General features: G+C 70.3%; 15 protein-coding genes. 6 read left to right on the top strand and 9 right to left on the bottom strand.

Features of this window, described 5'->3' with window-relative positions:
- Positions 1-2: 2 nt before the first annotated feature.
- Complete coding sequence (locus ACFFBG_RS07280; protein ID WP_375477133.1) at positions 3-1,307, bottom strand: diguanylate cyclase; 1,305 nt, start codon at positions 1,305-1,307, stop codon at positions 3-5.
- An 894-nt stretch (positions 1,308-2,201) separates the two neighbouring features.
- Complete coding sequence (locus tag ACFFBG_RS07285) at positions 2,202-3,500, bottom strand: MFS transporter (protein ID WP_375477135.1); 1,299 nt, start codon at positions 3,498-3,500, stop codon at positions 2,202-2,204.
- Between the two features lie 202 nt (positions 3,501-3,702).
- Between ACFFBG_RS07285 and ACFFBG_RS07290 the strand changes: the two genes are divergently transcribed.
- Positions 3,703-4,932: an EAL domain-containing protein gene (locus ACFFBG_RS07290; RefSeq protein ID WP_375477137.1), complete on the top strand. Its 1,230-nt coding sequence runs from the start codon at positions 3,703-3,705 to the stop codon at positions 4,930-4,932.
- Between the two features lie 99 nt (positions 4,933-5,031).
- On the opposite strand, the gene ACFFBG_RS07295 is transcribed toward ACFFBG_RS07290, so the two are convergent.
- Genes ACFFBG_RS07295 through mfd form a run of 3 tightly spaced genes read right to left on the bottom strand, consistent with a single transcriptional unit; the run spans position 5,032 to position 9,901 of the window.
- Positions 5,032-5,709, bottom strand: coding sequence for a MazG family protein (locus tag ACFFBG_RS07295; RefSeq protein WP_375477139.1), 678 nt, complete (start codon positions 5,707-5,709; stop codon positions 5,032-5,034).
- 1 nt (position 5,710) lies between these two features.
- The gene (locus ACFFBG_RS07300; RefSeq protein WP_375477141.1) at positions 5,711-6,313 is read right to left on the bottom strand and encodes a hypothetical protein; all 603 of its coding nucleotides are present in this window, start codon (positions 6,311-6,313) and stop codon (positions 5,711-5,713) included.
- Positions 6,314-6,355: 42 nt separating this feature from the next.
- Positions 6,356-9,901 carry a transcription-repair coupling factor gene (mfd, locus tag ACFFBG_RS07305; RefSeq protein ID WP_375477143.1) on the bottom strand — a complete coding sequence of 1,182 codons (3,546 nt, stop codon included), beginning with the start codon at positions 9,899-9,901 and terminating at the stop codon, positions 6,356-6,358.
- 203 nt (positions 9,902-10,104) lie between these two features.
- On the opposite strand from mfd, the gene ACFFBG_RS07310 reads away from it, so the two are divergent.
- Positions 10,105-11,229 (top strand): glycosyltransferase family 4 protein, encoded by a 1,125-nt coding sequence (locus ACFFBG_RS07310; RefSeq protein ID WP_375477145.1) that lies wholly within the window; start codon positions 10,105-10,107, stop codon positions 11,227-11,229.
- 13 nt (positions 11,230-11,242) lie between these two features.
- Here the strand turns inward: ACFFBG_RS07310 and ACFFBG_RS07315 are convergent, their stop codons facing one another.
- On the bottom strand, positions 11,243-12,250 hold the full coding sequence (locus tag ACFFBG_RS07315) for a glycosyltransferase (RefSeq protein ID WP_375477147.1): 1,008 nt from the start codon (positions 12,248-12,250) through the stop codon (positions 11,243-11,245).
- A 200-nt stretch (positions 12,251-12,450) separates the two neighbouring features.
- Here ACFFBG_RS07315 and ACFFBG_RS07320 point away from each other — a divergent pair, with 200 nt between their 5' ends.
- The 4 genes from ACFFBG_RS07320 (at position 12,451) to ACFFBG_RS07335 (ending at position 18,946) form a co-directional block, all read left to right on the top strand.
- On the top strand, positions 12,451-13,752 hold the full coding sequence (locus tag ACFFBG_RS07320) for a hypothetical protein (protein WP_375477149.1): 1,302 nt from the start codon (positions 12,451-12,453) through the stop codon (positions 13,750-13,752).
- A 173-nt stretch (positions 13,753-13,925) separates the two neighbouring features.
- On the top strand, positions 13,926-15,377 hold the full coding sequence (locus ACFFBG_RS07325; RefSeq protein WP_375477151.1) for a P-loop NTPase: 1,452 nt from the start codon (positions 13,926-13,928) through the stop codon (positions 15,375-15,377).
- A 380-nt stretch (positions 15,378-15,757) separates the two neighbouring features.
- Positions 15,758-18,334, top strand: coding sequence for a right-handed parallel beta-helix repeat-containing protein (locus ACFFBG_RS07330; RefSeq protein ID WP_375477153.1), 2,577 nt, complete (start codon positions 15,758-15,760; stop codon positions 18,332-18,334).
- 174 nt (positions 18,335-18,508) lie between these two features.
- Positions 18,509-18,946: an adenylyltransferase/cytidyltransferase family protein gene (locus tag ACFFBG_RS07335; RefSeq protein WP_375477155.1), complete on the top strand. Its 438-nt coding sequence runs from the start codon at positions 18,509-18,511 to the stop codon at positions 18,944-18,946.
- A gap of 34 nt (positions 18,947-18,980) precedes the next feature.
- Here ACFFBG_RS07335 and ACFFBG_RS07340 read toward each other — a convergent pair whose 3' ends face one another.
- The 3 genes from ACFFBG_RS07340 to ACFFBG_RS07350 are packed head-to-tail and all read right to left on the bottom strand — an operon-like array spanning position 18,981 to position 24,344.
- Positions 18,981-22,271: a DUF4012 domain-containing protein gene (locus ACFFBG_RS07340; RefSeq protein ID WP_375477156.1), complete on the bottom strand. Its 3,291-nt coding sequence runs from the start codon at positions 22,269-22,271 to the stop codon at positions 18,981-18,983.
- A complete protein-coding gene (locus tag ACFFBG_RS07345) occupies positions 22,268-23,335 on the bottom strand; it encodes a glycosyltransferase family 2 protein (protein ID WP_375477158.1) in 1,068 nt (355 codons plus the stop codon). The genes ACFFBG_RS07340 and ACFFBG_RS07345 overlap by 4 nt, the downstream gene beginning before the upstream one ends.
- Positions 23,328-24,344: a glycosyltransferase family 2 protein gene (locus ACFFBG_RS07350; protein WP_375477160.1), complete on the bottom strand. Its 1,017-nt coding sequence runs from the start codon at positions 24,342-24,344 to the stop codon at positions 23,328-23,330. The genes ACFFBG_RS07345 and ACFFBG_RS07350 overlap by 8 nt, the downstream gene beginning before the upstream one ends.
- Between the last annotated feature and the right edge of the window lie 3 nt (positions 24,345-24,347).

Below are 24,347 nucleotides of genomic sequence, written 5' to 3' on the forward strand. Positions count from 1 at the left end.
GATCAGGCGGTGAGCGCCTGGGTGTCCTCGCCCGCGCCGCGATCGGCCAGCACGACGCGATTACGGCCGCCCGCCTTCGCCTGGTAGAGCGCCGCGTCGGCCGCGACCAGCAGGTCCGGCAGCGCGTCGCCGTCCACCGGCGCGCAAGCGACGCCGATGGAGACCGCGAGGGCGTCGTCCGGCCCGGCGACCGGCGCGTCCACGAGGTTCGACACCCGGACCTCGTTCACCCGGGCACGCAGTCGCTCGGCGATGACGAGGGCGTCCACTTCGCCCGCAGACGGCAGCACGGCGACGAACTCCTCGCCGCCGAACCGACCTACCGTGTCGTACTCGCGCACCTCGCGGGAGAGCACTCGGCCGACGCCACGCAGGACGACGTCGCCAACCATGTGCCCGAAGCGGTCGTTCACGTTCTTGAACCGGTCGATATCGACGATGAGCACGGCCAGCGGAGTGGCCTCGCGTTGGGCCCGGGAGAGTTCGCGGCGTGCCACCTGTTCCCACGCGACGGCGTTGAGCAGGCCGGTCTTGGAGTCCGTGGTGGCCGCCGTCTCGAGTTCGCGGACGAGTGCGCCGCGTTGCAGCGAGATCATCGGCACCAGCACCAGCACGGTCAGCCAGATCTGGTGCAGCGCCGCCATGGCGACGAGGCCGCCGAGGCAGAGCGTGGCGAGTTCGACCAGGTTGTCGTCCCGGCTGGCCAGCAGACTGGCGCCGCGGACGTCCATCAGCAACAGGGCCGCGGTCACGAGCACCCGGTTCACGAGCGTGTGGACGAGGATCGCCGCGAAGATCGGCAGCGAGCCCGCAAGGGCCCATGGCAGCGCCTCCCATGCCCCGACGGCGGCGTGGTAGGCGGCCCCCGCAGCCAGGCAACCGAGGACCGCCGTGGCGGCGTTGAACAGCTTGCGGTTGAACAGCTGGCCGGCCGGGCGTTGCTGGCGAAACCAGACGTAACCGAGGACCGCGCCGAGCAGCAGCACCGCAAGGCCCGCCGGCAGCGCCACCGCGCCGGCGACGCACCACACCGATGTCATGTCGCGCTTCAGATCGGCGCTGAGCCGCAGCTGCAGCCGCGCGGCGCGGCTCGCCGCCTCTTCAAAGGCGACGGCGAGCCCGATCAGCAGCACCAGCTTGTACCAGGCGTGCGCCTGGGGGTGCATCGTCGCGACGGCGAGGGCGGCGCATCCCGCAGCGGCCACGTCAACCATCGCGGTGAAAATCGACAAGCCGGGCGATGAACCGGCGAAGGGCCATGCGAACGGACCGGCGATGCGCCGCAGCGCGCCGAGAGTCCGCATCATGTCTCCTTCTTTGGCAGCCACGATACCTGCCACGCCATGTTCAAAGACAGGGTCGGCGACACTGTCTGTGCCCGGCAGGCCGGCCGCGGCCGTCGTTGTCCGCCCGGCCCATATCCGCCCCCAACCCGTGCCACCTCGAGCACCGTTGGCGCTTGGCGATGCCTGCGGATTCGTCGGCTTTTTGGCTTTTGCCGGTTGCCGAGTTACCGTGCAAGAGCAATAGCCGGTATTTCCCGCACCGCATGTGTTTGAACCCGCAGGCGCGTGGGATAAATGCGTCAGGTCCGCCTCCGGTCGTTTCGTCGCCGTCTCGCCCGGTCCTTTCCCAGTCGCGTTGTCGCGCCGGCACATGACGTGACCACGCCGACGTTAACCCGCTTTTCACATAACGAGAAAGGGGTCGACCATGTCGCAAAACTGGGGAATCTGAGTCCCGGGTCGTCTTGCATCCGCCGCAACCCCTGCCGAAGGGAGCCAGTGATGACCAGCAACTGGGGCATCTGAGCCGACCGACTAACCCCGTCGTGATGTTCGAAAGGAGTTGCAGCACGAACAACCCGGACAGCTGATTGCTAATCGACGGGCAACCGACGCGCGGTCGTCGCGACGTCGGTCCAGGTGACTTATTGCGAGCCGTGCACCGCACTTTTCGCGTGCCGCATTGAGCGAATACCATTCGTTAGCCTGCTGTGAGCGAGTTGCAACGCAGAGCACGCGACCGCAGGTGAAGAATATGTGAGCCAATGTTCACGAGCAGTCATATCAGCTGTGCGCCCCCGAGCCGTGGATCTGCCGCTTGGCCGGGCTCGAGTTGCTGATTGCCGTCACGCGCGGTAGGAACCCATTCGCGCCTTTCGTCGCGTTGACACCTCGTAAGCGCGCGCACGTCCACTCTCAGTCATCGACGCCGCTGGTCGTCGGCCAGCCGGCGTGTCGGTTCGCTCGGCGGGTGATCGATATCGCCAGCACAGCGGTCAGTGCTCCGGTGGCGCCAGCCACCGCGATCGCCGTGCCGGCAGCCATCGCTTGGGCGACGGCGCCGAACAGCGCAAGTCCCACGCCCTGCGCGCCCAGGAGCACCGCGCTCAGCACGCCCACGAAACGCGAACGCAGGTGGTCCGGCACCCCGCGGATCAGGTCCGTCGTGACCTCGATCTGGTAGGCGGCCAACGCGCCGGACACCACCCAGCAGACGAAGGCGACCGGCCACGGCACCCGCCCCAGCGTCACAAGCAGGGGCAGGCCGCACGCAGCCGCCATCACCTGCGACGCGCGAACCCGCAGCCGGGACGGAACCGCGCGCACGACAAGCACCGTGCCGATGGCCGTGCCCAGCGGCACGGCGGCGAACAGCAACCCGATCGAAGCGGTCGAGGCCCCCGCGCGCTCGCCGAACGGCACGGCCAGCCCCTCCGGCACGACAAAGAACCCGGCGAGCGCCAGCAGCGCCACCTGCCCGCGCACCGTGGGGTGCGCCCAGAGCGCGCGGAGCTCTCGCCGCGCGCCTGGCGCGCCGGCCGCGCCCGCCCGGTCAGACCCAACCGCCGCGCCGGCCGCACCCGCCGAGTCAGACCGAGCCGTCGCGTTCGCGCTTGGCCGGAGCGTCGCCACCAGTGCAGCTGAAGCCGCGTAGGTCACGGCGTCAATCAACAAGGCGCCCCTCGGGTGCAGCGCCTCGACGACCCCGCCGCCCACCACGAAGCCCGCTACCTGCGCGAGCTGGCCAGTGACCATTCGCGCGCCGGTGGCCGACCGGAACTGCTCGCCGGTCAACTCCGCGGCGAGGTAACTGACTTGCGCCGCGCTGAACACCGGCCCGATCAAGACCGCGAGGCAGACGAGCACGATGAGCGGCCCGAGTGGAAGGTCGACCGCGGCCATCAGGACGAACAAGCCGGCGCGAATCACGTCGCAGCCGACCAGCACGGTGCGCCGCGCGAACCGGTCGCCCATCCCGCCAAGCAACACACCGCCGAGCACGGCGGGCAGGAAGGTGGCCGCATACGTCAGCGCGGTCGCCACCGCCGACGACGTGCGGTCGAAGACGAGCACGGCGAGGGCGACACGCGCGAGCTGGTCGCCGGCGACGGACTGCGCCTCCGCCGCGTAGAGCACGCGGAAGGCCCGAATACGCAGCAAAGTCTGCAGACCGGGCGTCGGGGATACGGCAACCGCGCCGGCGCTGTCCGCCACGTTCAAGATCTTAACCCGCTCGGGACCGCGCGGTCCGCCCCTTTGTGCCCGGGTCCGCGGTCATGGTTGTCTGAACGCACACAAGTCTGAACGGACACCAGTCTGAACGGACACCAGTCTGAACGGACACAAGTCTGAACGGACACCAGTCTGAACGGACACCAGGGCGGCCGGCCGGCCGCCCTGTTCTCGCGACCGAAGCGTGGTCGCCGACGATTGGGAAAGGCGGCCGGTGGGCGGCTCGTCGCCGGGGACGCCCGCCGACGGCGCGGCGCTTTCGCTGGCCTCTTCGCTGGCGTCTTCGCTGGCAGGCGTCGTGGCGCTGCGCGAGCTGACCGCCGCACTGCGCTCGGCCACCATCGTGTTCGTCTCAGCCGCCGACCCGTCGACCACCACCTTGATCTCCGCGGACGGACCCGCGCTGCCCCTGCTCGAGCGGATCGGCCGGAGCAGGTTGGCCGGCGGAGGGACTGACGAGTTCGAACCGCACATCGCGGTGGTCGAAGTCGGCTCGCCCGACGGAACGCTCGCCGGGTTGGTGGTCGCGGCGACCGCCGACGGCAGGTGGTCCGACGCCGAGCGCGCGCTGCTCCAACACGCCGTCGACCGGCTCGGCGATCCGTCCGGCGCCGGCGCGGACACCACGCCCGCGGAGACGGGGTTCGAAGCAGCGCTGCGAGCCGCGGCCGGCAATGGCGAGCTGACGCTGGTGTACCAGCCGGAGGTCGACCTGCTCAGCCGCCGGATGCTCGCCGTCGAGGCGTTGGTGCGCTGGCAGCATCCGGACTACGGCGAGCTCGGGCCCGAATGGTTCATCTCGGTGGCCGAACGCTCTGACCTCATCCGCATCGTCGGCCATTGGGTGATCGACGAGTCGATCGCGACGCTCGCCTCTTGGAATCGTGAGTTGCCGGGCCATGGCGTGCTGTTGCGCGTGAACGTGTCGCCCGTGCAGATGGCCGGCGAGGACATCGCGGCGCCGATCGCCGCCGCGCTGGCGGCGCACTCCGTGCCCGGCGATCAAGTCTGCATCGAGCTCACCGAGAATGCTCCGCTGTCCGATCCGCACGCGGTCGCCGACTCGTTGCGCCGGCTGCGAGCGTTGGGCGTCACCTCGGCGATCGACGACCTGGCGACCGGGTTCAGCTCGCTCAGCCACCTGCGCGTGCTGCCCGTGGACAGCATCAAGCTGGACCGCAGCCTGGTGTCAGACATCGACGTCGACCCGCGTGCACAGGCGATCGTCACCGCGCTCGTCGGGCTGGGCCTGAACTTCGGCCTCGACGTGATCGCCGAAGGCATCGAGGACGAGGACGAGGCGGCGACGTTGCTCTCGCTCGGCTGCACCCGCGGGCAGGGACACCTGTTCGGCCGAGCCGTGCCGGCCGAACAGATCCTCGATCGGCTCCGCGCGCAGCGCTTCGGCGGCTGAGCGCGCAGCGCTTCGGCGGCTGAGCGCGCAACGCTTCGGCGGCTGAGCGCAGCGCTTCGGCGGCTGAGCGCGCAGCGCTTCGGCGGCTGCGCGGGTAAGTCAATCCGCTTCGCGCTCGGCGGCGAGGACTCCGGCTCGGTAGCGGCCGGCTGTCCGGCGCAGCGCGCCCTCAGGGTCGATCCCCGCCCGCACCGCGTCCTGTACCACCGCGAGCAGTCGGCCGCCGATCTCCGCATCCGCGGCGGCGGCCGCGTCCGGTTGAGTTGGCGCCGCGAGCTGGACGGCCGACCCGGCGGCCCGCTCGTCCACGCCAGCGCGAGTCGCGCGCGCCACCAGCTTGGCGGCGAGCGCCAACGCAGGCTGGTTGAGGGGAATTCCGTCCGTCGCTGAATCCCGCCCCTTCTCGACGGCCTTCTGTCGCTCCCAGGTGTCGTCGAGCTCGGCGGCCGACCCCGCCTTCGCGTCGCCGAAGACGTGCGGATGCCGGCGGACCAGCTTGTCGACGAGATCGCCGGCCACCTCGTCGATGCCGAATGCCTGCGCCGGCGGAAGCTCCTCGCTGATCCGGGCGTGGAACAGCACTTGCAGCAACAGGTCGCCGAGCTCCTCCCGCAGGAGCGCGGCATCGTCGGTCTCGATCGCCTCGAGCACCTCGTAGGTCTCCTCGAGCAGATAGCGGGTCAGCGACCGGGACGTCTGCTCGGCGTCCCACGGGCAACCACCCGGCGAGCGCAGCCGGTCCATCACCTCGACGGCACGCCGAAGCGCGTCGGACAAGTCAGCTGCTGCCGGGCGCGGTGAGCGTCACGAAGGACGGCACGCCGTCGAACTGGTTGGAACTCAGCAGCGAGCGGCCTTTGGGATCCCACTTGCCGTACCGCGGGCTGACGGTGACCGAGACGCTCGCCTTGCGGTAAGCCGTGGCCACGTCCACGCCGTCCGTCTGCAGCGTGGTGAGCTTGCTGAACAGCACCTGGCGGTGGACGAACTCGTCGGCGAAGCTCCGGCTGAAGCCGAGCAGCCGACCCTGCTTCAGGTACGCCGTCGGCGATTGGCCTTTCAGCAACGCGCTCGTCGCGGTCGCGAGCTGCGCCTTGGTCGGCACGCCGGCCGGGGTGTTGGCGAGGGTCTTGTCGTAGAGCTGGATGTCGATGAGGGTCTGCAGCACGATCGTCTTGGGCGCCGCCGGGAAGGTGGCCGAGCCGGATGAGTCGGACACCGTGACCGGCTTGGCGTTCGCCGTCACGTAGTTGTTGAGCGTCGTCTCGCTAATCCGCTTGCCGTCGATCGTGGCCGCGTTGCCCACGTTGCTGCGGCACGCCGTCAAGCCGGACACGGCGAGCAGGACGGCGGCGCCGACGGCCAGCGTGCGGACTCTCACGACGATCGATTCTCCCAGCTGCGGATTGGCCCGCTCAGCATGTCAGATGGCGGCCGGCAGGCCGGTGACGGCCTCGAGCACCGAGGCGCACCAGGACAGCAACGGGATGTCGCGCAACGGCTCGCCGCCGAACTTCACTTCCGCGAACGAGCCGTCCGGCTTCACGACGCCTTTGGGCCGCGGCACCGACATCGTGCCGACGGTCGGCTTGTAGTGCGCGCGGTCGTACAGCCGCTCGAGCCGCAGCTGGGCGGACTCGGCGAGGTCGAGCGGCGAGAACCGGACGAGGTTGCCCTGCGCCGACACCTCGGTGACGCCGTAGCGCCGGCACAGCACCTTGAACCGGGCGACGGCGAGCAGGTTCTCGACCGGCGGCGGGATCGGGCCGTAGCGGTCGACGAGCTCGGCGCGCACCGCGTCCACGTCCGCGTCGGTGGTCGCCGAGGCGAGCGAGCGGTAGGCCTCGAGCCGCAGCCGCTCGCCGGGCAGGTAGTCGACCGGCAGGTTGGCGTCGACCGGCAGGTCGACTTTGATCTCGAACTGCTCCTCCGGCGATTCTCCTCGGAAGTCTGCGACGGCCTCGCCGACCAGCCGGACGTAGAGGTCGAAGCCGACCCCGGCGATGTGTCCTGACTGCTCGCCGCCCAAGAGGTTGCCCGAGCCGCGGATCTCCAAATCCTTCATCGCGACGGCCATGCCGGCGCCCATCTCGGTGTGCTGCGCGATGGTCGCGAGCCGGTCGTAGGCCAGCTCGGTCAGCGGACGCTCGGGCGGGTAGGTGAAGTAGGCGTAGCCGCGCTCGCGGCCGCGGCCGACCCGGCCGCGCAGCTGGTGCAGCTGGCTGATGCCGAAGGTGTCCGCGCGGTCGAGGATCAGGGTGTTGGCGTTCGGGATGTCCAAGCCGGACTCGACGATCGTCGTGGCGACGAGGACGTCGAACTTCTTCTCCCAGAAGCCGAGCATGATCTGCTCGAGCGCGCCCTCGGCCATCTGGCCGTGCGCCACGGCGATGCGCGCCTCGGGCACGATCTCGGCGAGCTTCGCCGCCGCCCGGTTGATCGACTCGACCCGGTTGTGGATGTAGAAGACCTGCCCGTCGCGCAGCAGCTCGCGGCGGACCGCGGCCCCGATCTGCCGCGGGTCGTAGGCGCCGACGAACGTCAGGATCGGGTGCCGCTCCTCCGGCGGGGTGAGGATGGTGGTCATCTCGCGGATCCCGGTCAGCGACATCTCGAGCGTGCGGGGGATCGGCGTCGCCGACATCGTCAGCACGTCGACGGCGGTGCGCAGCCCCTTCAGGTACTCCTTGTGCTCGACGCCGAAGCGCTGCTCCTCATCGACAATGACCAGCCCGAGGTCTTTGAACCGGACGGTCTGCTGCAGCAGGCGATGGGTGCCGATCACGATGTCGACGGAACCGTCGACGATGCCGGTCGAGATCGCGTCGACCTCGCCGGCCGGGGTGAAGCGCGAGAGCTCCTTGATGGTGACGGGGAACTGCGCCATCCGCTCACTGAAGGTCTGCAGGTGCTGGTGCGCGAGCAGCGTCGTCGGCACCAGCACCGCCACCTGCTTGCCGTCCTGCGCGGCCTTGAACGCGGCGCGCACCGCGACCTCGGTCTTGCCGTAGCCGACGTCGCCGCAGATGACCCGGTCCATCGGCAGCGGCTTCTCCATGTCGCCCTTGACCTCGTCGATGGCGGCGAGCTGGTCGGGCGTCTCGACGTAGGCGAACGCGTCCTCCAGCTCGCGTTGCCACGGCGTGTCCGGCCCGAAAGCGTGGCCCCTCGTGGCCATCCGCGCGCTGTAGAGCCGGATCAGCTCGGCGGCGATCTCCTTGACCGCCTTGCGGGCGCGGCCCTTCGTCTTAGCCCAGTCCGCGCCCCCCAGGCGGGACAGCGACGGCGCCTCGCCGCCGACGTACTTGGTGACCTGGTCGAGGGAGTCGGTCGGGACGAACAGCCGGTCGCCGGGCTGCCCGCGCTTGGACGGCGCGTACTCGATGATCAGGTACTCGCGCTCGCCGCCGTTGACGGTTCGGCGCACCATTTCGACGTACTTGCCGACGCCGTGCTGCTCGTGCACCACGTAGTCGCCGGCCTTGAGCTGGATAGGGTCTATCGCGTTGCGCCGCCGCGACGGCATCCGGCTGGTGTCCTTCGTCAGCGAGCCGCGCTGACCCGTGAGATCGGCCTCGGTCAGGAACGCGAGGCCCCGCTGCACGGAGACCAAGCCGCCGCCCAGGCGGCCGGTCGTGACGTCGACGACGCCGGGCTGCACCTCGGCGTCGGCGACGAGCCGGGCCGGGATCTCGGCGGCGGCGAAGCGTTCGACCGCGCGCTGCGCCGAGCCGTGGCCGTCGAAGACGATCGCGACGCGCCATCCGTCGCGGGTCCACTGCTTGAGGTCGGCAAGCGCCGCCTCGGCGTCGCCGCGATAGCCCGGCGCCTGGGTGAAGTCGCTGGCGACGGCGTCCGGGTCGGTCAGCGCGGTGACGCCCCACCACGGCACGCCGAGCTCGCGCGCTTCCGCTTCGACCTCGGCAAGCTCGCGCAGCGACGCGGCGGCCAGGTCGACCGGCGCGGCGCCGCCGCCCGCGGCGACGGCCCAGGACGCGTCGAGGAACTCCTGCGACGTGCGCACGAGGTCGGCCGAGCGGGCGCGCACCCGTTCGGGGTCGCAGACCACGACGTGCGCGCCGGCTGGCAGCTCGCGCAACACCGTGGTCAGCTCGTCGACCAGCACCGGCGCGAGCGCCTCCATGCCCTCGACGGCCTCGCCACGGCTGATCGGGTCCAGCAACTCGCTGAGCTCGGGGTGCTCGGCCAGCAGCGTGGCCGCGCGTTGCTGGACGTCCTGGGTGAGCAGGAGCTCACGGCAGGGCGCCGCCCACAGCCCGTGCGGCGCGACCTCGAGCGAACGCTGGTCAGCGACCTTGAAGTAGCGGATCTCCTCGACTTCGTCGCCCCAGAACTCCACCCGCAGCGGGTGTTCCTCGGTCGGCGGAAAGACGTCGAGAATTCCGCCCCGCACGGCGAAGTCGCCGCGCTTCTCCACCAACTCCGCCCGCGCGTAGCCAGCGCCGACAAGGTCGACGACGATATCGGTGAGCTCCTTGCCGGCGTCGCCGGCGTGCAACTCGACCGGGACGAGCTCGCCCAGGCGCGGCACCTGCGGCTGAAGCAGGGCGCGGACCGGGGCGACGATTACCGACAACGAGCCGGCCGAGGGGTCCGCGGCCGACGGGTGCGCGATACGGCGCAGCACGGCCAGGCGCTGCCCCACGGTGTCCGCGCGAGGCGACAGCCGTTCGTGCGGCAGGGTTTCCCAGCCCGGGTAGAGCGCGACCGAGTCCGGCGGCACGAGGCAGCGCAGCGAGTCGACAAGGTCCTCGGCTTCGCGCGCGCTGCTCGTCACCGCCAGGACCAACCGCCCAGCGCGAGCGACCGTCGCGACCGCGAGCGGCTGCAGGCCGTCTGGCCCGCTGAGCGTCAGGCGGGGGGCGTCGATCGACTCCGCCGCCCGGTGCAGCGCGACGTCGCCCCCGGAGCTGTCGAGAGCAGCGGACAACAGTCCGGACAGGGACACGACAGGAAGACCTTTCAGCGGGCACGGCCCATATGGGGCCGGCGGCGGTGCGCACCCGACAGTAATGACCACCCGACCCGCGCCGCACCCAGAGGTCTGTCCTCGTTCCTTCTCCTGGTTCGGTGCTGTCGCAAATCCTGCGCGATTTCGGACAGCACGAAACCAGGAGAAGCGCACGGGGGTGTCGGTGGCATCCTCGACGCATGACAGCCAGGGCCAGGGCCACGGCCCCGCCGGCTCGGCCCCGTCGCGTCCGCCTTTACGAGCAGGTCCGCACCGCGCACCTCGAACGGGCCCGGCAGCACACCCCGGCCACGCTGCTCTATTCCGCCCGGCGCTACGACTTCGACGATTCGCTCGTCGCCGGGCTTGACGTGGCGCAGGCCGGCACTGCGGCCGCGGCGTTGTTCGTGCTGCGGCACGGCGTGCGCGAGCTGGAGATCAACGAGCCGCTGCAGCGCAGCGGCCTCGCCCGCTCGCTGGTCGTGGCGCTGGCCGTGCGGCTCGGCGGGCTGGTCCGCCGCCAGCCGACCAGGGTGGTCACCTACGCCATCGAGAACCTCGACCCGTGGAGCCGGCAGACGTTGCCCTCGCCGGTGTCGACGCGCACTCGGGCCCGCCGGGCGCTGGACCGCCTGCTCAGCCTGCTCGTCGCCCGCCAAGTCGACCGCATCGCCTACGGCACCGCTGCCGCCCGCGATCTCTACGCGGCGACCCGCGGCCGCCAGTTGCGCGGCGCCGAGTCACGGCTGACACCGGCGATCTCCGCGCCGTGCGACTGTCCGCCGGCCGAGCGCGAGCCGCGGACCGTGCTGTACCTGGGCGCGTTCGAGGAGCGCAAGGGCGTGCGCCGGCTGCTGGCCGCGTGGCCCGAGATCGTCGCGGCTGACCCTCGGGCGCGATTGACGCTCGTCGGCAAGGGCCCGCTGCTCGACGAGGTCGAGCAGTTCGCCGCCCAGGCCGACAGCGTGGAGGTGGTCGTGGACCCGCCGCGGGCGCAGATCCACCGCCTGCTTCGCCGCAGCGCCGTGCTGGTCCTGTTGTCCCAACCCCGGCCGCGGTGGCGTGAGCAGGTCGGCCTGCCGCTCGTGGAGGGTCTCGCGCACGGTTGCCGGATCGTCGCGACGGACGAGACTGGCATCGCCGATTGGCTGCGCAGCCACCGTCACCACGTCGTGCGAGCTGGCGCGGCCGGCGCCGAGATCACAGCCATCGTGACGGCGATCCGGGCCGCCGTGGGAGCCGACCGGTCCGCCGACGACGTGCTCGCCGACCTGCCTGACGAGGACGGTCGCGCCGCCGCCGACCGGTGGCTGTTCGCCGAATGACGTGTGCCACCGATCACGAGCCGCGGCGCAGGCGAACCGCGCGGCGATAGGCCTCGACATGGGCCGTCGCTGAGGCGGCCCAGTCCCGGCGACTCAGATCAGGCTCGCCGCGCGGCGGGTCGGCGCGCACCGCCGCGAGCGCCTTCTCGAGATCGTCCGCGCCGACGACGTCGTCGAACAGGTGGACCCAGTGGGCGCCGACCTCGTCGCGCAGGGCTCGGTTGAGTCCGTTGTCGCGCACCAGCACCGGCCGGCTGAGCGACAGCGCGGTGAGCGCCGCGCCGGAGTTGTGCATTTCGCGGTACGGCAGCGCGACGAACTCTGCGCGGCCGACCTCGTCCACCACGCCCGCGTCGTCGAGGAACTCGAACCTGGTGGAGATCCGCGGGTCGTCCCCGGTCAGCTGGAGCAGCTCCGCGCGGAGCTCCTCGGAGGTGGGCTGGCCGGCGATGCGCAGCGCTCGGACGCCGCTGTCCGGGCCGACGTCGCGAAACGCGCGAATTAGATCGTCGATCGACTTGTAGCGCCGGACGAGGCCGAAGAAGACGACCCGGCCGTCCTCGGCGGCCGGCTGAGGATAGGCGGCGAACCAGTCGCGGTAATGTCCGTGCGGGATCACCAGGAACGCCTGGCCGGGCGGCAGCTGGGTGTGCTCGCTGAGCGCGATGCGCAAGGTGACCGTGCTGTCGGCAAAGCGCAGCAGAAACTTTTCCCGACGCGATATCCCGGCGGGCAATTCGAGATTGTGCACCGTCCGCACAACAGCCACGCGCAATAACCGGATCTTCATCAGCAAAAGGGCGAAGAATAGCTGTCGCGCCGCCTTTTTGAGCGGCGAGCTGCCATCGACGAGAATCTCCGGCCAATGCATGTGAAACACGTCGAAGCCGCCGAGCAGCGCGTGCCGCCAGGTGAACGGCGCGGCGAGCACGTCGTCGCGAGAGCTCAGCTGTTGATGCAGCTGCACGATGTAGGGATTGGTCGTCGGGCGCGGCTGCGGGAAGGATGAGAGCAAGCGCACGGGCCCCATATTGTGGCGTTGTCGCGAGATTGTGGCCTCCCTTGGCTCGCCTGTATGCTACGTCGGTTATCGGCCGCGTTCGCGCTGCAGCGGGGGCTGCGCGGCTGGTCCGCACACGGGCGAGCAGCACCTGCGGAAGCGGACTTGGACCTCAAGTGTCCAGTTCGGCCCGCGGCCGAGACGAGAGCGGGGAATTGCCGATGCGCCACGCCGTGGCCGCGCTTTGGCAATCCGCATGGCTGTCGATGCGGCGCGGTCAGCCGGCAATCCTCCCCGACTGGATTCTCGCCGGCGGCCTCGCCACAGTGACATTCTATGATTACTTCCTCAATCGAATTCACGGTGTGGTGACACCACTCGCGCTCCTGCTGCTGGTCATTTGGTCGAACGCGGTTCTCCAAACTCATGTCGATCGGCGGCGGGCGTATGAACTCATCGCTCTCGGCGCGACGTTCCAGGCGTTCGCCGTGGTGTTCTGCCGCTATTACGCGACCATCAGCAACGGCGGCGCGGCCGCGGCGCTGCAGAAGCTGCTGGTCATCGCCCCGGCGTCTGCCGCGATCGGCTGGATGCTGATCCGCAGCGGTCGAATCCGCCAGTACCTGAGCTGGTACCTCCTGGTCGCGATGTTGACGGTCATCCCGGCCATTGCCGAACGGGGCCTGCATCGCCAGTTGCTGCGAAGCGGCCGCAGCTACGCCCGCGGCGGCGCGGTGCGGGCCCTGGTCGGCACGCCACAGCCGCTCGTGCTCGCGACGTTGTTCGTCGCGATGATCCCGCTTGCCTTCTATCTGTTGGGCCGCTGGCGTTACCTGGGCGGCCTCTGGCTGCTCGCCGGCGTCTTCATGACCGGCAGCAACGGGCCCGAGGGCGTCGGCGTGCTGATCTTTCTCATCTGCGCCGTCCCGTTCATCCCCCGCTATTTCATGCGCACTGCGGTGCCCTTGCTCGTCACGTTGTTCGTCGGAGGCCTCGTCCTGGTGCTCGGCGGCCTGTACTGGTGGAGCCCTCAGGTACGAGGTTCCTCGACGATGGACAAGAGCAACGGCTACCGAGAGGCGCTGTACTGGCTGCTCCCCAGGCTGCTGAACTCGCACCCAGCCGGCTACGGCTTGGCGGGCCTTCCCACCAACACGTGGTTCTTCGGCACGAACGTGAAGATCGTCGATGTGTCGCAAAGCATCGACTCGGAAGTGGTCTACGGCGCGGCGCAGTTCGGCTACTTCGCGGTGGCGGCCTTCGTCGGCATCGCGGTTCTCGCATCCGTCGCCATCGCGCGTCACCAGTCGCTCGGCCTGAGCAACCTGTCGCTCACCCTCTGCGGGCTCTTCACGGCGATGCATGCCTGGAACTCCCTCAGCAGCCTGTGGTTCTTCGGCGTAGGGGCCTGCGCCGCGCTTCTGCTGGGCCGCCAGGTCGGCGAACCGTGGGAGGGCTTGTCCCACGGCAAGATCGCCGCCAGCAGCCGGCCGCTCGCCGACCTCATTCCGGCGACCGGTTGACGAGCATGACGCCCGACAAGGAGTGGGCGGAACGCGAACGAGCAAACCGAGAACAGGAGAATCCGACCAATGACCACCAGCGCCATCGGATGCGCCGCCCCATGGTGAGTGACACCGTGACATCCGCGCCGCCGCCCGCGGCCCATCGGTCGGCTCGACCGGCCAGGCAGGCGTTGATCAGCCGAACTGCCTTCGTGATCGTCTGCGGGCTGGTCGGCCTCCTGGCTGCCGGCATCGATCTCGCGAGCACGCAGAAGACCTACCAGGCCCATGCCCAGATCTTCGCGACCGCGGTCACCGACTCCTCCGCGAATGCCAACATCCTCTACAGCGCGAGCATGTACGCGCAGTCCAGGGTGCAGAGCTACACCACCGTGCCGACCAGCCCGTCCGTCGTGCGCCCGGTCAAGTCCAAGCTGCACCTGTCGCTCAGCACCTCCGCGCTGGCGGGCGAGATCACCGCGAACGCCCCGCTCAACCTGACGTTGCTGAATATCGCGGTTAAGGACTCCTCGCCTGCCCGGGCAGCTCGGATCGCCGACGCGGTGGCGTCTCAGACGATCGTGGTCATCCAGCGTCTGGAGGCAGTGAGCACCACGACCGACGCGTCGACGCTGAAGCTCACGGTGGTGCACCCGCCGAACGCTCCGGCCGCGCCGGTCGCGCCTCGTCCGCTCCTCCTCCTGCTGGTCGGCTTGCTGGCGGGCCTGATCGTCGGCCTGGCCGTCGTCGTCGTCCGTGAGCGCATCCGGCCGCGCGTGCGCTCCGCGGTCGACGTCGAATCCGCGACCGACGCGCCCGTGCTCTGCGAGATCCCCTCGCAGCGGCCCGGCACTGAGCCCGCTGCCTTCATGGACGCCTACCGCCGGCTCGCCGCCTTCGTCGTACACCCTCGAGCAGCGGAACTGGCGGCGATCGGCGGGCGTCACGACCTCGTCAGCGCATCCGGCGACGGCACCGGTTCAGCGCCGCCGCCCACCAGCCGAGTCCTGGCCGTCGTGGGGGCCGGCCACGGCGCCGGCGCGTCATCCGTCGCCGTCAACCTCAGCAAGGCGCTCGCCGAGGCGGGACGGCAGACCTGCCTTGTCGACCTCGATCTACGCAAACCATCCGTCGGCCGGGAGTTCGAGTTGCCGGACCGACCGGGCGGCGCCGCGGTCATCACGGGCAAGACATCGCTGGACGAGGCCCTGGCACGTGTCGGGGACAACCTGGCCGTCCTGCCGGCCGGCGGCCCGACGACCTCGCCGGGGGAACTGCTGTCCTCCCCAGCCCTGCGCGAGGCGATCGAGCAACTGCGGGGCCAGTTCGAGTTCGTCATCATCGACAGCGGCTCGCTCATCGACACCGCCGACGGCCTGCAGGCAGTCCTGCTCGCCGACGAGGTGCTCGTGGTTGTGGCCGCGCGACGGACGAGTCTTGCCGACCTCACCCGCGCGGCCGACGCGGCCGCACGTGTCGGCCGCCCGGCGAGCGGTGTCGTCGCGAACCGAACCGGTCCGACATGGGCCACGACCCGCCGTCTCGGCATGCGCCCGCTGGGCACGTCGCCGACCGGCGAGCCTGCTCCCACGCTCCCGGCCGACGCTCGCAGCACGGAGGATGGCCACGCCGTCATCGCGTGACTGAGCACGACGACGACGCGCCGGCCGACCCGATCGCGCGCCACGTCACACCGGACGCGCCGGGTATTCACGTCCTGTTTGTTGCGCCGACGACCGCCCCGGCCGTTCACTGGAGTTCGGCTCGGCGGCCTCGGCGACCAACGCTGTTTAGCGAACCTGCGATGCGGACACGATGAGAGGGAACTCGCGGGGGGCAATCGCGGGAACGCAGACAAGGACTAATCCTCATGCCCTCCTCCTCAGGCCGTCATTCTGCGCCGCCAGAGCGGCGAATCGGCACCGGCGCTCGCCCGGCTCCCCGGCCTTCGAGGCGCGCCCGCATCTCCGCTCTTGCCCTTCCCGACGGTCGTGGGCTCAGCTCCCGCGCTTCCGGTGCCATTGTGGCGACCATCCTGACTGTCGCGGCAGTGGCGGCGAGCGCCCTTGCGGTGAACTCCGTGTCTGCGGGTACCGATCCCTCCTCGGTGATCGCGCTGGACACCTTCGACAGGCAGGTCTCGAACGGGCTCGGTTCGGCGCCGATCGGCGGCCAGTACGCGTTGGAGGGCGACTCGGCGGCCCACTTCACGGTCACGAACGGCTCGGCTTATGTCAACGGCCTGGCCGTCGGGCGTTCCCGCGGCGCCTACTTGCCGACGACGAGCTCGGCGGACACCCGGGTCGAGGTCGCCGCCGGCGTCCCCACGATGTCCTCCGCCCGGGCCACCCACTTCTACGTCGCCGCTGAGGCGCGCCGCCAGCCGACCGGCCGCGCGTACCGCGCCGAGGTCTCCTTCACCCGCTCCGGCAAGCCGCTGCTCGCGGTGTCGCGGATCGGCGCTCACCGCTCGCAGACTTCGCTCGGCGTCATCCGGCTGAACTGGGTCGCCGGCGTCGGGCAGCCGTTCCACCTGCAGTTGCAGGCCCTCGGCGGCCAGCCAGTGCGGCTCGCGGCACGCGCCTGGCTGGACCGGACCCCGACGCCGGACTGGTCCCTGGTCACGGCGGACAACTCGCCGGAGCAGGTGGAAAGCGCCGGCTCGGTCGGCTTCTGGACCTACCGGTCGACGGGCAGTCGGGTGACCAACTACGCGATCGGCACCTTCCAGGCCTGGTCATACGACGGCGACAACGCGCCGGTGTCCAGTCCGCCGAGCGGGCCGAGCCCGACCAACAGCATGACGACTTCCGAGGCGCCGACGTCGACCTCGAACGCGCCGAGCAGCTCGCCGGTGTCGAGCACGTCCAGCGCCGGCCAGAGCACCTCGGCCGACCCGTCTCCCACCCCGTCCGACCCGTCGACCAGCAGCTCGACCACCGACCCGAATCCGCCGCCCTCGTCCGGCCAGCCCGGCGCCCGGCCGCTTGGCTCGATCGACTACTCGATACCGTCCGGCTCGATCTTCGTCTCGCCGTCCGGGAACGACTCGGCCGCCGGCGCCGAGGGCTCGCCGCTGCGCACCATCGGGGCCGCGGTCAGCAAGGCCTCGTCGGGCAAGACGATCGTGCTGCGCGGCGGCAACTACCACGAAACCGTCACCGTCTCGAAGGCGAACCTGACCATCGAGCCCTACCCGGGCGAGGTCGTGTGGCTCGACGGCAGCGTGCCGGTGTCCGGCTGGACGAGGCAAGGCTCGCGCTGGGTGCACTCCGGCTGGACGACCCAATTCGACCACTCGGCCAGCTTCTCCAAGGGCTCGAACGCCGGCGGATTCGTGAACTCGGCGCATCCGATGGCCGCATGGCCGGACCAGGTCTTCATCGGCGGCACCAAGCTGCAGCAGATGTCGAGCGCCAACTCGGTCGGCTCAGGGGAGTTCGCGGTCGACTACAACGCCCACACGATCACCGTCGGTTCTGACCCGGGCGACAACACCCGCGCAAGCGACCTCCAGCTCGCGATGATGATCACCGCCCCGCATGTCACGGTGCAAGGCATCGGCGTTCGCCGGTACGCGACGTCGCTGTGGCAGATGGGCACGGTGCGGGTGTACGGCACCTCGGACCTCGTTCGCGACATCTTCGTCGAGGACAACGCCACGCAGGGCATCACCTTCTTGCACGCCGGCAACACGGCCGACCACGTCACGTCGTCCGACAACGGCATGGTGGGCATCCACGCGAACGAGGCGGACGACCTCACGGTGACGAACTCGCTGATGTCCGGCAACAACAGCGAACATTTCAACGCCTCGCCGTCCGCGGCCGGCATCAAGGTGACGAAGCTGAAAGGCTTGGTGCTCTCCGGCAACGACATCGAGGACAACGACGCCAACGGCATCTGGCTCGACGCGTCCGTACGCCAGTTCACGATCACCAACAACGTGAGCCGGGGCAATCACAAGGGCGTCGTCGCCGAACTGTCGGCCAACGGCATCATCGCGAACAACATCCTGTCCGGCCGCGAGATCGGGATATGGATCCTCGACACCGGAAACGTGAAGATCTTCAACAACTCCGTGTCGAACACGACCTCGCGGGCAATCGCGCTCGAGCAGGACGAGCGCCGTCAGAACCGGCCGCAGGATGGCTGGATGCGCGACCCGCGGGCGCCTGACCCGGACCCCAGCAACCCGTGGCTGACCCAGAACATCACTATCGCGGACAATCTGCTCGCGTCGATCAAGGGCATCCAGTTCATGGCGATCGACAAGAAGACGCACATCCCGGCCAATTCGATGAACCTGGTCGTCAACGGCAACCTGTTCGCGCCGGCAGGCGGCAGCACCGGCTCGACGATGGCCGGCTGGGGCGCCGGGGACAACCACACCATGACCATCTCTCAGACGGCTGACGCCTTCGACAGCGCGCGCGGCAAGGGTTGGACGAACGCGCAGGGCAGCAACGGCGGCTACTCCGCGCAGTACGAGCTGGCGAGCACTTCGGCTGTTCAATCGCACGCCGTTCCGCTGCCGTCAGACGTGGCCGGCGCGATCGGCCAGCCGGCGGGCACGAAGGCAGTCGGCGCGTTCCTCTAGCGCATCGCTGCACCACGAGAGCCCGGTCACCCCGACCTGGGCTCTCGTGGTGCGCGACCGCCAGAATTGGTCCGCGACGACGGCAAAAACCTGCGTAGATCCTGGTTGCAAACCACCTCCCGGTGGTATTCTTTACATGCAGCTAACATCGCTCGTGATTCGAGGGAGACCGACGTGTCGGAACGCCGTGTCGTCGGCTATGTGCCCGGCGTGTACGACATGTTCCATGTCGGCCACCTCAACATCCTGCGCAACGCACGGCTTTCGTGCGATCACCTCATCGCCGGCGTCGTCACCGACGAGCGCGCGGAGGCGGCCAAGGGCAAGACGCCGGTGATTCCGGCGCTCGAGCGGCTCGAGATCGTGCGCAGCATCCGCTATGTCGACGACGCCGTGATCGAGGACGTGCCCAACAAGCTGCAGATGTGGGAGCGGCTGCGCTTCGACGTCATCGTCAAGGGCGACGACTGGCGCGGCACGCCCAAGGGCGACAAGCTGGAACGCGACTTCGCTGGAGTGGGCGTGCAGGTCGTCTACCTGCCCTACACGATGCACACGTCGAGCACGCTGCTGCGCCAGGTGCTGCACACCCGCATCGCATCCGGCTCCTAACCCACCCGTCCGGTCTCCACCGCCGGGTTCGGTCTCAACCGCGGCAGCGCGCTCCCCTCGTGACCACGCGCAACGGGCGCGCCAGGGGCTGACGCAGGAGCGTGGTCGGCTTCGTTGCCGCCGGCTCGCTCGCCGTGACGCTCACCGTGCGCGCCCGGCCGGCCGGCAGCTCGACCCGCAGCGTCACAGTCACCAGGCCGTTGAGCGTGGAGACCCGGGCTTTGACCGGCTCGCCGTCGAGCAGGACAGAGATGATCTTCGCGCCCCTCGAGACGTAGTACGTGACTTGCAGCCGGTTGTCGCCCGGCCGAGCGCTCGCCCGCGGCGAGTCGCTTCGGGTCGTGACGTACGGCGGCAATCCGCGCTTCGGCGCGGTGTTGTCGAGCCGGATCGTGCCGTCAGAGACGCCGCCTGCGGCGCACGAATTGCGCTCATACGTCATCGTGCGGTCGAGGTAGTAGTCCAACTTGGTGCCAGCGACGTTCACCACGACGAAGCCGCTCGCGGGCGCGGCGCTGCTCGGCAACACGCCGCCGTAGCCGGCCGAGACGATGTCGCTCTGCACCTTCGGATCAGCCGACCAGACGAGGAATCGGTGGTCCTTCGCCCCGTGTGACAGCGCCCGGACGACGCCGGCGCCGTTGAGGTGTCCGCCTACCAGGCGCCGCGAGATCGCCCTCGCGATGTCGACGAGGTAGCTCTTACGCGCGCTCTGGTCGCTGAAGGCCGCGTACTGCTTGCTCTCGGTCAACGACACGACGTTGCGGCCGGTAGCCGTCCCGCCGCCGGGCAGGCGAACCGGGCCGGTCGAGTCCAGCAGGTAACCGAGTGCCGTGGGGTCGATCGCCATCGCGCCGGTGATGCGCTGCCCGGTCTTCGCAAACCACATCGCCGCCCAGATCCGGGCGGCGTCTGGGAAGTGCGGGCTGACGTCGGAGAATTGGTAGGTGTTGGTCGGGTCGAAGTTGCCGAACTGCCGGTTGTACTGCGGGCCGAGGTCGATCGAGGCGTGGGCTCTGCTCAGCTCCCGGTCGCTGCCGAAGTGGCTGAAGCGCAGCACGCCCTTGTCTGCGGTGATGATCGCGAACGCGCCGGGCAGGCCGCCGATGCCGCGCGCCTCCGCCTCGTTCTCGAACGCGACGAAGTACCGCTGCGGGGTCGTGGCCCCCAGCATCGGAACGGCTGTGCGCAGCGCGTGGTCGGCGCCGGCGAGTGAGTTGTGCAATGTGCGCAGGTCGCTCAGCAGCGCCCCGCGCGCATGTTGGATGGGCCCGACCCAGGTCGGCGACGTTCGGGCGATCGCATCGGCGGCAAGCCCGGCCGCCTGCGCCGACGACCCGAGCTGCGGCTGCGCGGCGATCAACGTCGCGAGGTTGATGCCGCCACCTCCCTGACGCGGCGCGTCGATGAGCGTGCGCGCGAGGCGCAAGACGCCGGGCAACACGTCCGCGCCCGTGTGATCAGCCTCCGCAGCGATGACTCGCGCCGTATCGGCCGGCGTGCCCAACACCGGCACCTTCGCCGCAAGCGCCCACGCGGGCCCGGTCGTCAGCTGGTGGGCTCGATGCGCGTGGGCGCCGATGTCGCGCAGCAGCGCCTGGGCCTTGACGTAGTCCCCAGCGATGATCGCGGCGCGCAGCGACGCCGCGTCGTCGTCGACCCGCTGCAGTTGCCGAGCGGCAAGAGCCCCGGTCAGGATCAGCCACCCGAGGCCCAGCAGCACGAGGAACCCGAGGCCGCCGAATGCCGACACCGTGACGCGCCGCCGGCTCCATTGCCATCCCGTCCAGCCAAACCGGCCCGACGCTGTTCGTCGGCCCGCCGGTGGTTCGGCCACTGCCGCCTGCGCCGCGACTGCCTCGGCCGCGACCGCGGCGTCCGCCTGCGCCGCGACCGCGGCGCCCGCCTGCGCCGCAACCGCGACGCCCGCCGCTTGGGTGCCCACCTCTGCGGCGGCGCGCCCCGGGGCGCGCCGCAACTCTCGACGCACATAGCGCAGATTTGCCAACAACTGGCACACCAGCACACCGATCGCCGAGCCGAGCACCGGCCCGGCAGCGCCGTAGATGCGCGCGAAATACAGCGAGAGGCCCAGGTTGACCGGCAGGAAGATGACGATCATGAGCGCCTGGTAGCGCAGTCCACGGGCGTCGGTCATGAACATGCCGAGCGGATACTTCGTGGCCTGGAAGATCATGAGCACGCAGAACGCCGCCAGCAAACCGACTGGCAGGTGAATCGTCCCGCCGGACGCAAACCTGGTGAGCAGCGGCGAGGCGAGCGACAACACGACGCAGACAACCGCGGCGGCCGCCCCGAAGCCGAGGCTGATCGGCACCGGTGACAGCCGGCCCTTGCGGCCCTCTGCCCGTTCCCGCGCGAAGATCGGCCACAGCACGACGCCGGCGGCGTTCACGACCGACCACACCGGCGTGAAGATTTGCGAGGCCAGGTTGTACCGGGCCAGCTGCGCCGCGTCCGACACGTGACTGAGGATCAGCCGGTCGGTCTGCATGGCGATCGGCAGCGCGATCATCTGCACGAGCATCGGCCAGGCGACGGAGAACACGCCCGAGCCGCGCTCGCTGCGCAGCCGCGGCACGGCCCGCACCGCCTTCCCCACGGTCGGGTGGACGAAGTGGGCGGCGATGCGGCAGGACACCAGCGCGAGCACGAAGGTCACCAGGAACGGCAGCGCCGCCACATACGCGCCGCGGCCGGAGCTGACATGGATGATCACCATCAGGCAGATGAAGACGATCGGTGTCTGCATGCCCTGGACGACGATCGACACGTGGTTCTTGCCTAGACCGGTGAGGATGCGGTCGCCGAACCCAGCCGGCAGCGTGATCGCGATCAACGCGACGCATGCCGCGGCGGTGATGGCGCCAGAGCCTGTCTGCAGGCCGCTGCCGAGGATCGACGACCAGCCCCCGGCGAGGGTGACCGTCAGGCTGAGCAGAAGCAGCACCACCGCGGACACGCACAGCACGCGCAGCGCCGTCGCGAGCACCTGCACGACGCGGCGGTCCGCGCGCGGGTCCGGTGAGCTGCCGACGGCGTTGATCAACGCCGCGGACATGCCGAGGTCTGCGAATGGGAAGAGCAGCCCGATCCCGATCAGCAGTCCGTACTGCGCGTAGCTCGACTGGCCGAAGTGCTCGATGATCAACCGGGTGTTGACGATGCCCAGAATCGCGCTGATCGCGAGCATTGCGACCCGGGTGCCGGCGCTGCGGACGATCGAGCGCCACACGCTCCGATCCGGCGCCGGATCGTCCGGCGGTTGAGTCGGCTCCGACGGCGAGGTGACGGCGACGGTCACGACGCCGCCCGATGCGTCGGGCCCGGCGGCGGCGCGCCCTCGCGCGGCGGGGCGGCCGCGACGTCGACGCGCGCGTACTCCTCGAAGCGGTGGCCGACGACCCCGGCGAGCATCCCGGCGCCACGGTATGCGGTGCGCAGCCCCTTCGCCTGGTGCCGGTGGGAACGCAGCGCAAGACCGAGGACGAACCTCAGTCCGCCGCCGACGAGCCGGGGCAGTCCAGCGCGCAATGCGTCGGCATAGGCGGCGAGCCGGGCCTGCGGCCCGCGCGCCAACCGCAGCGCGACCTCGGTGCGTGCGTTGCCGCTGCTGAACGCCCGGGCCAGCACCCACGTCCGGGTCATCCGGGCGCGCGGGACGCGGTCGGTGACCAGCGCCTCGTTGCACCACGCCATGCGCTCGCCATGCGCATGCAGCGTGCGGGTGAACAGCGTGTCTTCGCCGCCGGTCAGGCCGAGCGCGAGGTCGAAGCGCAGCCCGAGCCGGCGGACCACTCGCAGGTCCAGCAGCAGGTTGTTCGTCGCCGCGACGTCGATGGGCGTCCCGGTCGGCAACCGCCGGCGGCGGAAGAACTCGCCGGCCGCCAGCCATGGTTCCAACTCGCCGTCGAATTCGGAGGCGACGGCGCCGGCCACCGCGCTCGCGCCGGTTCGCTGCGCGGTGTCCAGCAGGTTCGCCAGCCAGTGCTCGCTCGGCAGTTCGTCGTCGTCGATGAAGACGAGGATGTCGGCGTCGGCCGCTTCGTCGAGCGCGCGGTTGCGCGCTGCGGCGATGCCCGGCGTCGGCTCCACGACGTAGCGCACGCCCGGGTCCGCCGCGCCCGCCACGATGCCGGACGCGCTGCCGACCGCGTCGTTGTCCACCACGAGCACGCTCGCCCGGCATCGGCCGACGACGTCGTCGACCTGCTTGCGCAGTTCCGGAAGCAGCGCCGCGAGGTCGTTCGGCCGCCGGTAGGTGAGGACGGCGACAACGACTGCCGTTCGCTCGGGCCTGCTGGGCACCGCGGCAACGCCACGCGGCTCGGGGACGGCGGCCCCGGGGAGGGCGGGCGGATCAGACACGGCCGGCCGGTCCCCGGTCGCCGGCCGCGCGCAGCAGCGACCGAATCGCAAGCGCGGCGCCCTCGAGCGAGCCGCGCAGGGTCGCCGCGAGCGGGCGCGGCGACTGCAGGAGCTGGCGGCGCCCGCCGCGCAACAGGATCTCGCGGCTCACCGCCGGTGTGGACAGCAACCAGCGCAGCACCGCCTTCGGCGGCAGGTGACGAGTGGCGAACAGCAGCCGGTTGCGGCAGTTGTAGCGGTAGTAATTGGCAGACTTCGCCCGCCCTGCGCGGTGCTCGGTCTGCGTGCCGCCCTCGTCATGCGTCACGGTCAGATCCCGGCGGAGCACCAAAGCGGCTCCGGCGCGCGCGCAGCGGCGGCTGAAGTCGAGGTCCTCCCAGTAGAGGAAGTAGGACTCGTCGAACCCGCTGACGCGGTCCAGCAGTTCGGCGGACACCGCAAAGCACGCGCCGGTGAGCCACGGGAGGGCATTGGCGCCCAACCGACCACGGACCTCGGACAGGATGACCTCGTCCTGATCGGGCAGGTCCTGCTCGCGCAGGCCACGGATCCGCCCGTCGCGGACGGAGACGTGCGACCCCTGGAACTCGATCGCGCCGCGGGCGGTGCGCACGGTGGGGCACACCAGGTGCAACGGCTCGCGGCGGCAGTGCTTTGCGAGCCCGGCCACGACCTCGGCAGCGACGACCGCGTCCGGATTGACCACGACGAACGCGTCGCAGCCGTGGCGGCGGGCAGCGGCGAAGCCGGCGTTCACGCCGGCGCCGAAGCCGCCGTTGACGCCGAGCTGAACGCACAGCCAGCCGCATCGGTCGGCCAACTCCCGAACCTCCGCGGATTCGGCCGCTGAGGACCAGTTGTCGACCACGACGACAAGACAGCCGTGTTCCGGCCAAGCCACCTGCGCCAGGTTGGCCGCCAACAGCTGATGCGAGCCGTAATTCACGACGATGAGGGCGGTGCGCGACTCGTGCAGGGCTTCGGTTCGCAGCGGCGGGTCGGCGGTCACCGG

Source organism: uncultured Jatrophihabitans sp. (assembly GCF_964251945.1).
Classification (GTDB): Bacteria; Actinomycetota; Actinomycetes; order Mycobacteriales; family Jatrophihabitantaceae; genus Jatrophihabitans.

What these genes read in the sequence shown, in the direction of transcription:
- ACFFBG_RS07280 (WP_375477133.1), bottom strand. Translation starts at nt 1,307, where the DNA reads ATGATGCGGACTCTCGGCGCGCTGCGGCGCATCGCCGGTCCGTTCGCA.
- ACFFBG_RS07310 (WP_375477145.1), top strand. Translation starts at nt 10,105, where the DNA reads ATGACAGCCAGGGCCAGGGCCACGGCCCCGCCGGCTCGGCCCCGTCGC.
- ACFFBG_RS07320 (WP_375477149.1), top strand. Translation starts at nt 12,451, where the DNA reads ATGCGCCACGCCGTGGCCGCGCTTTGGCAATCCGCATGGCTGTCGATG.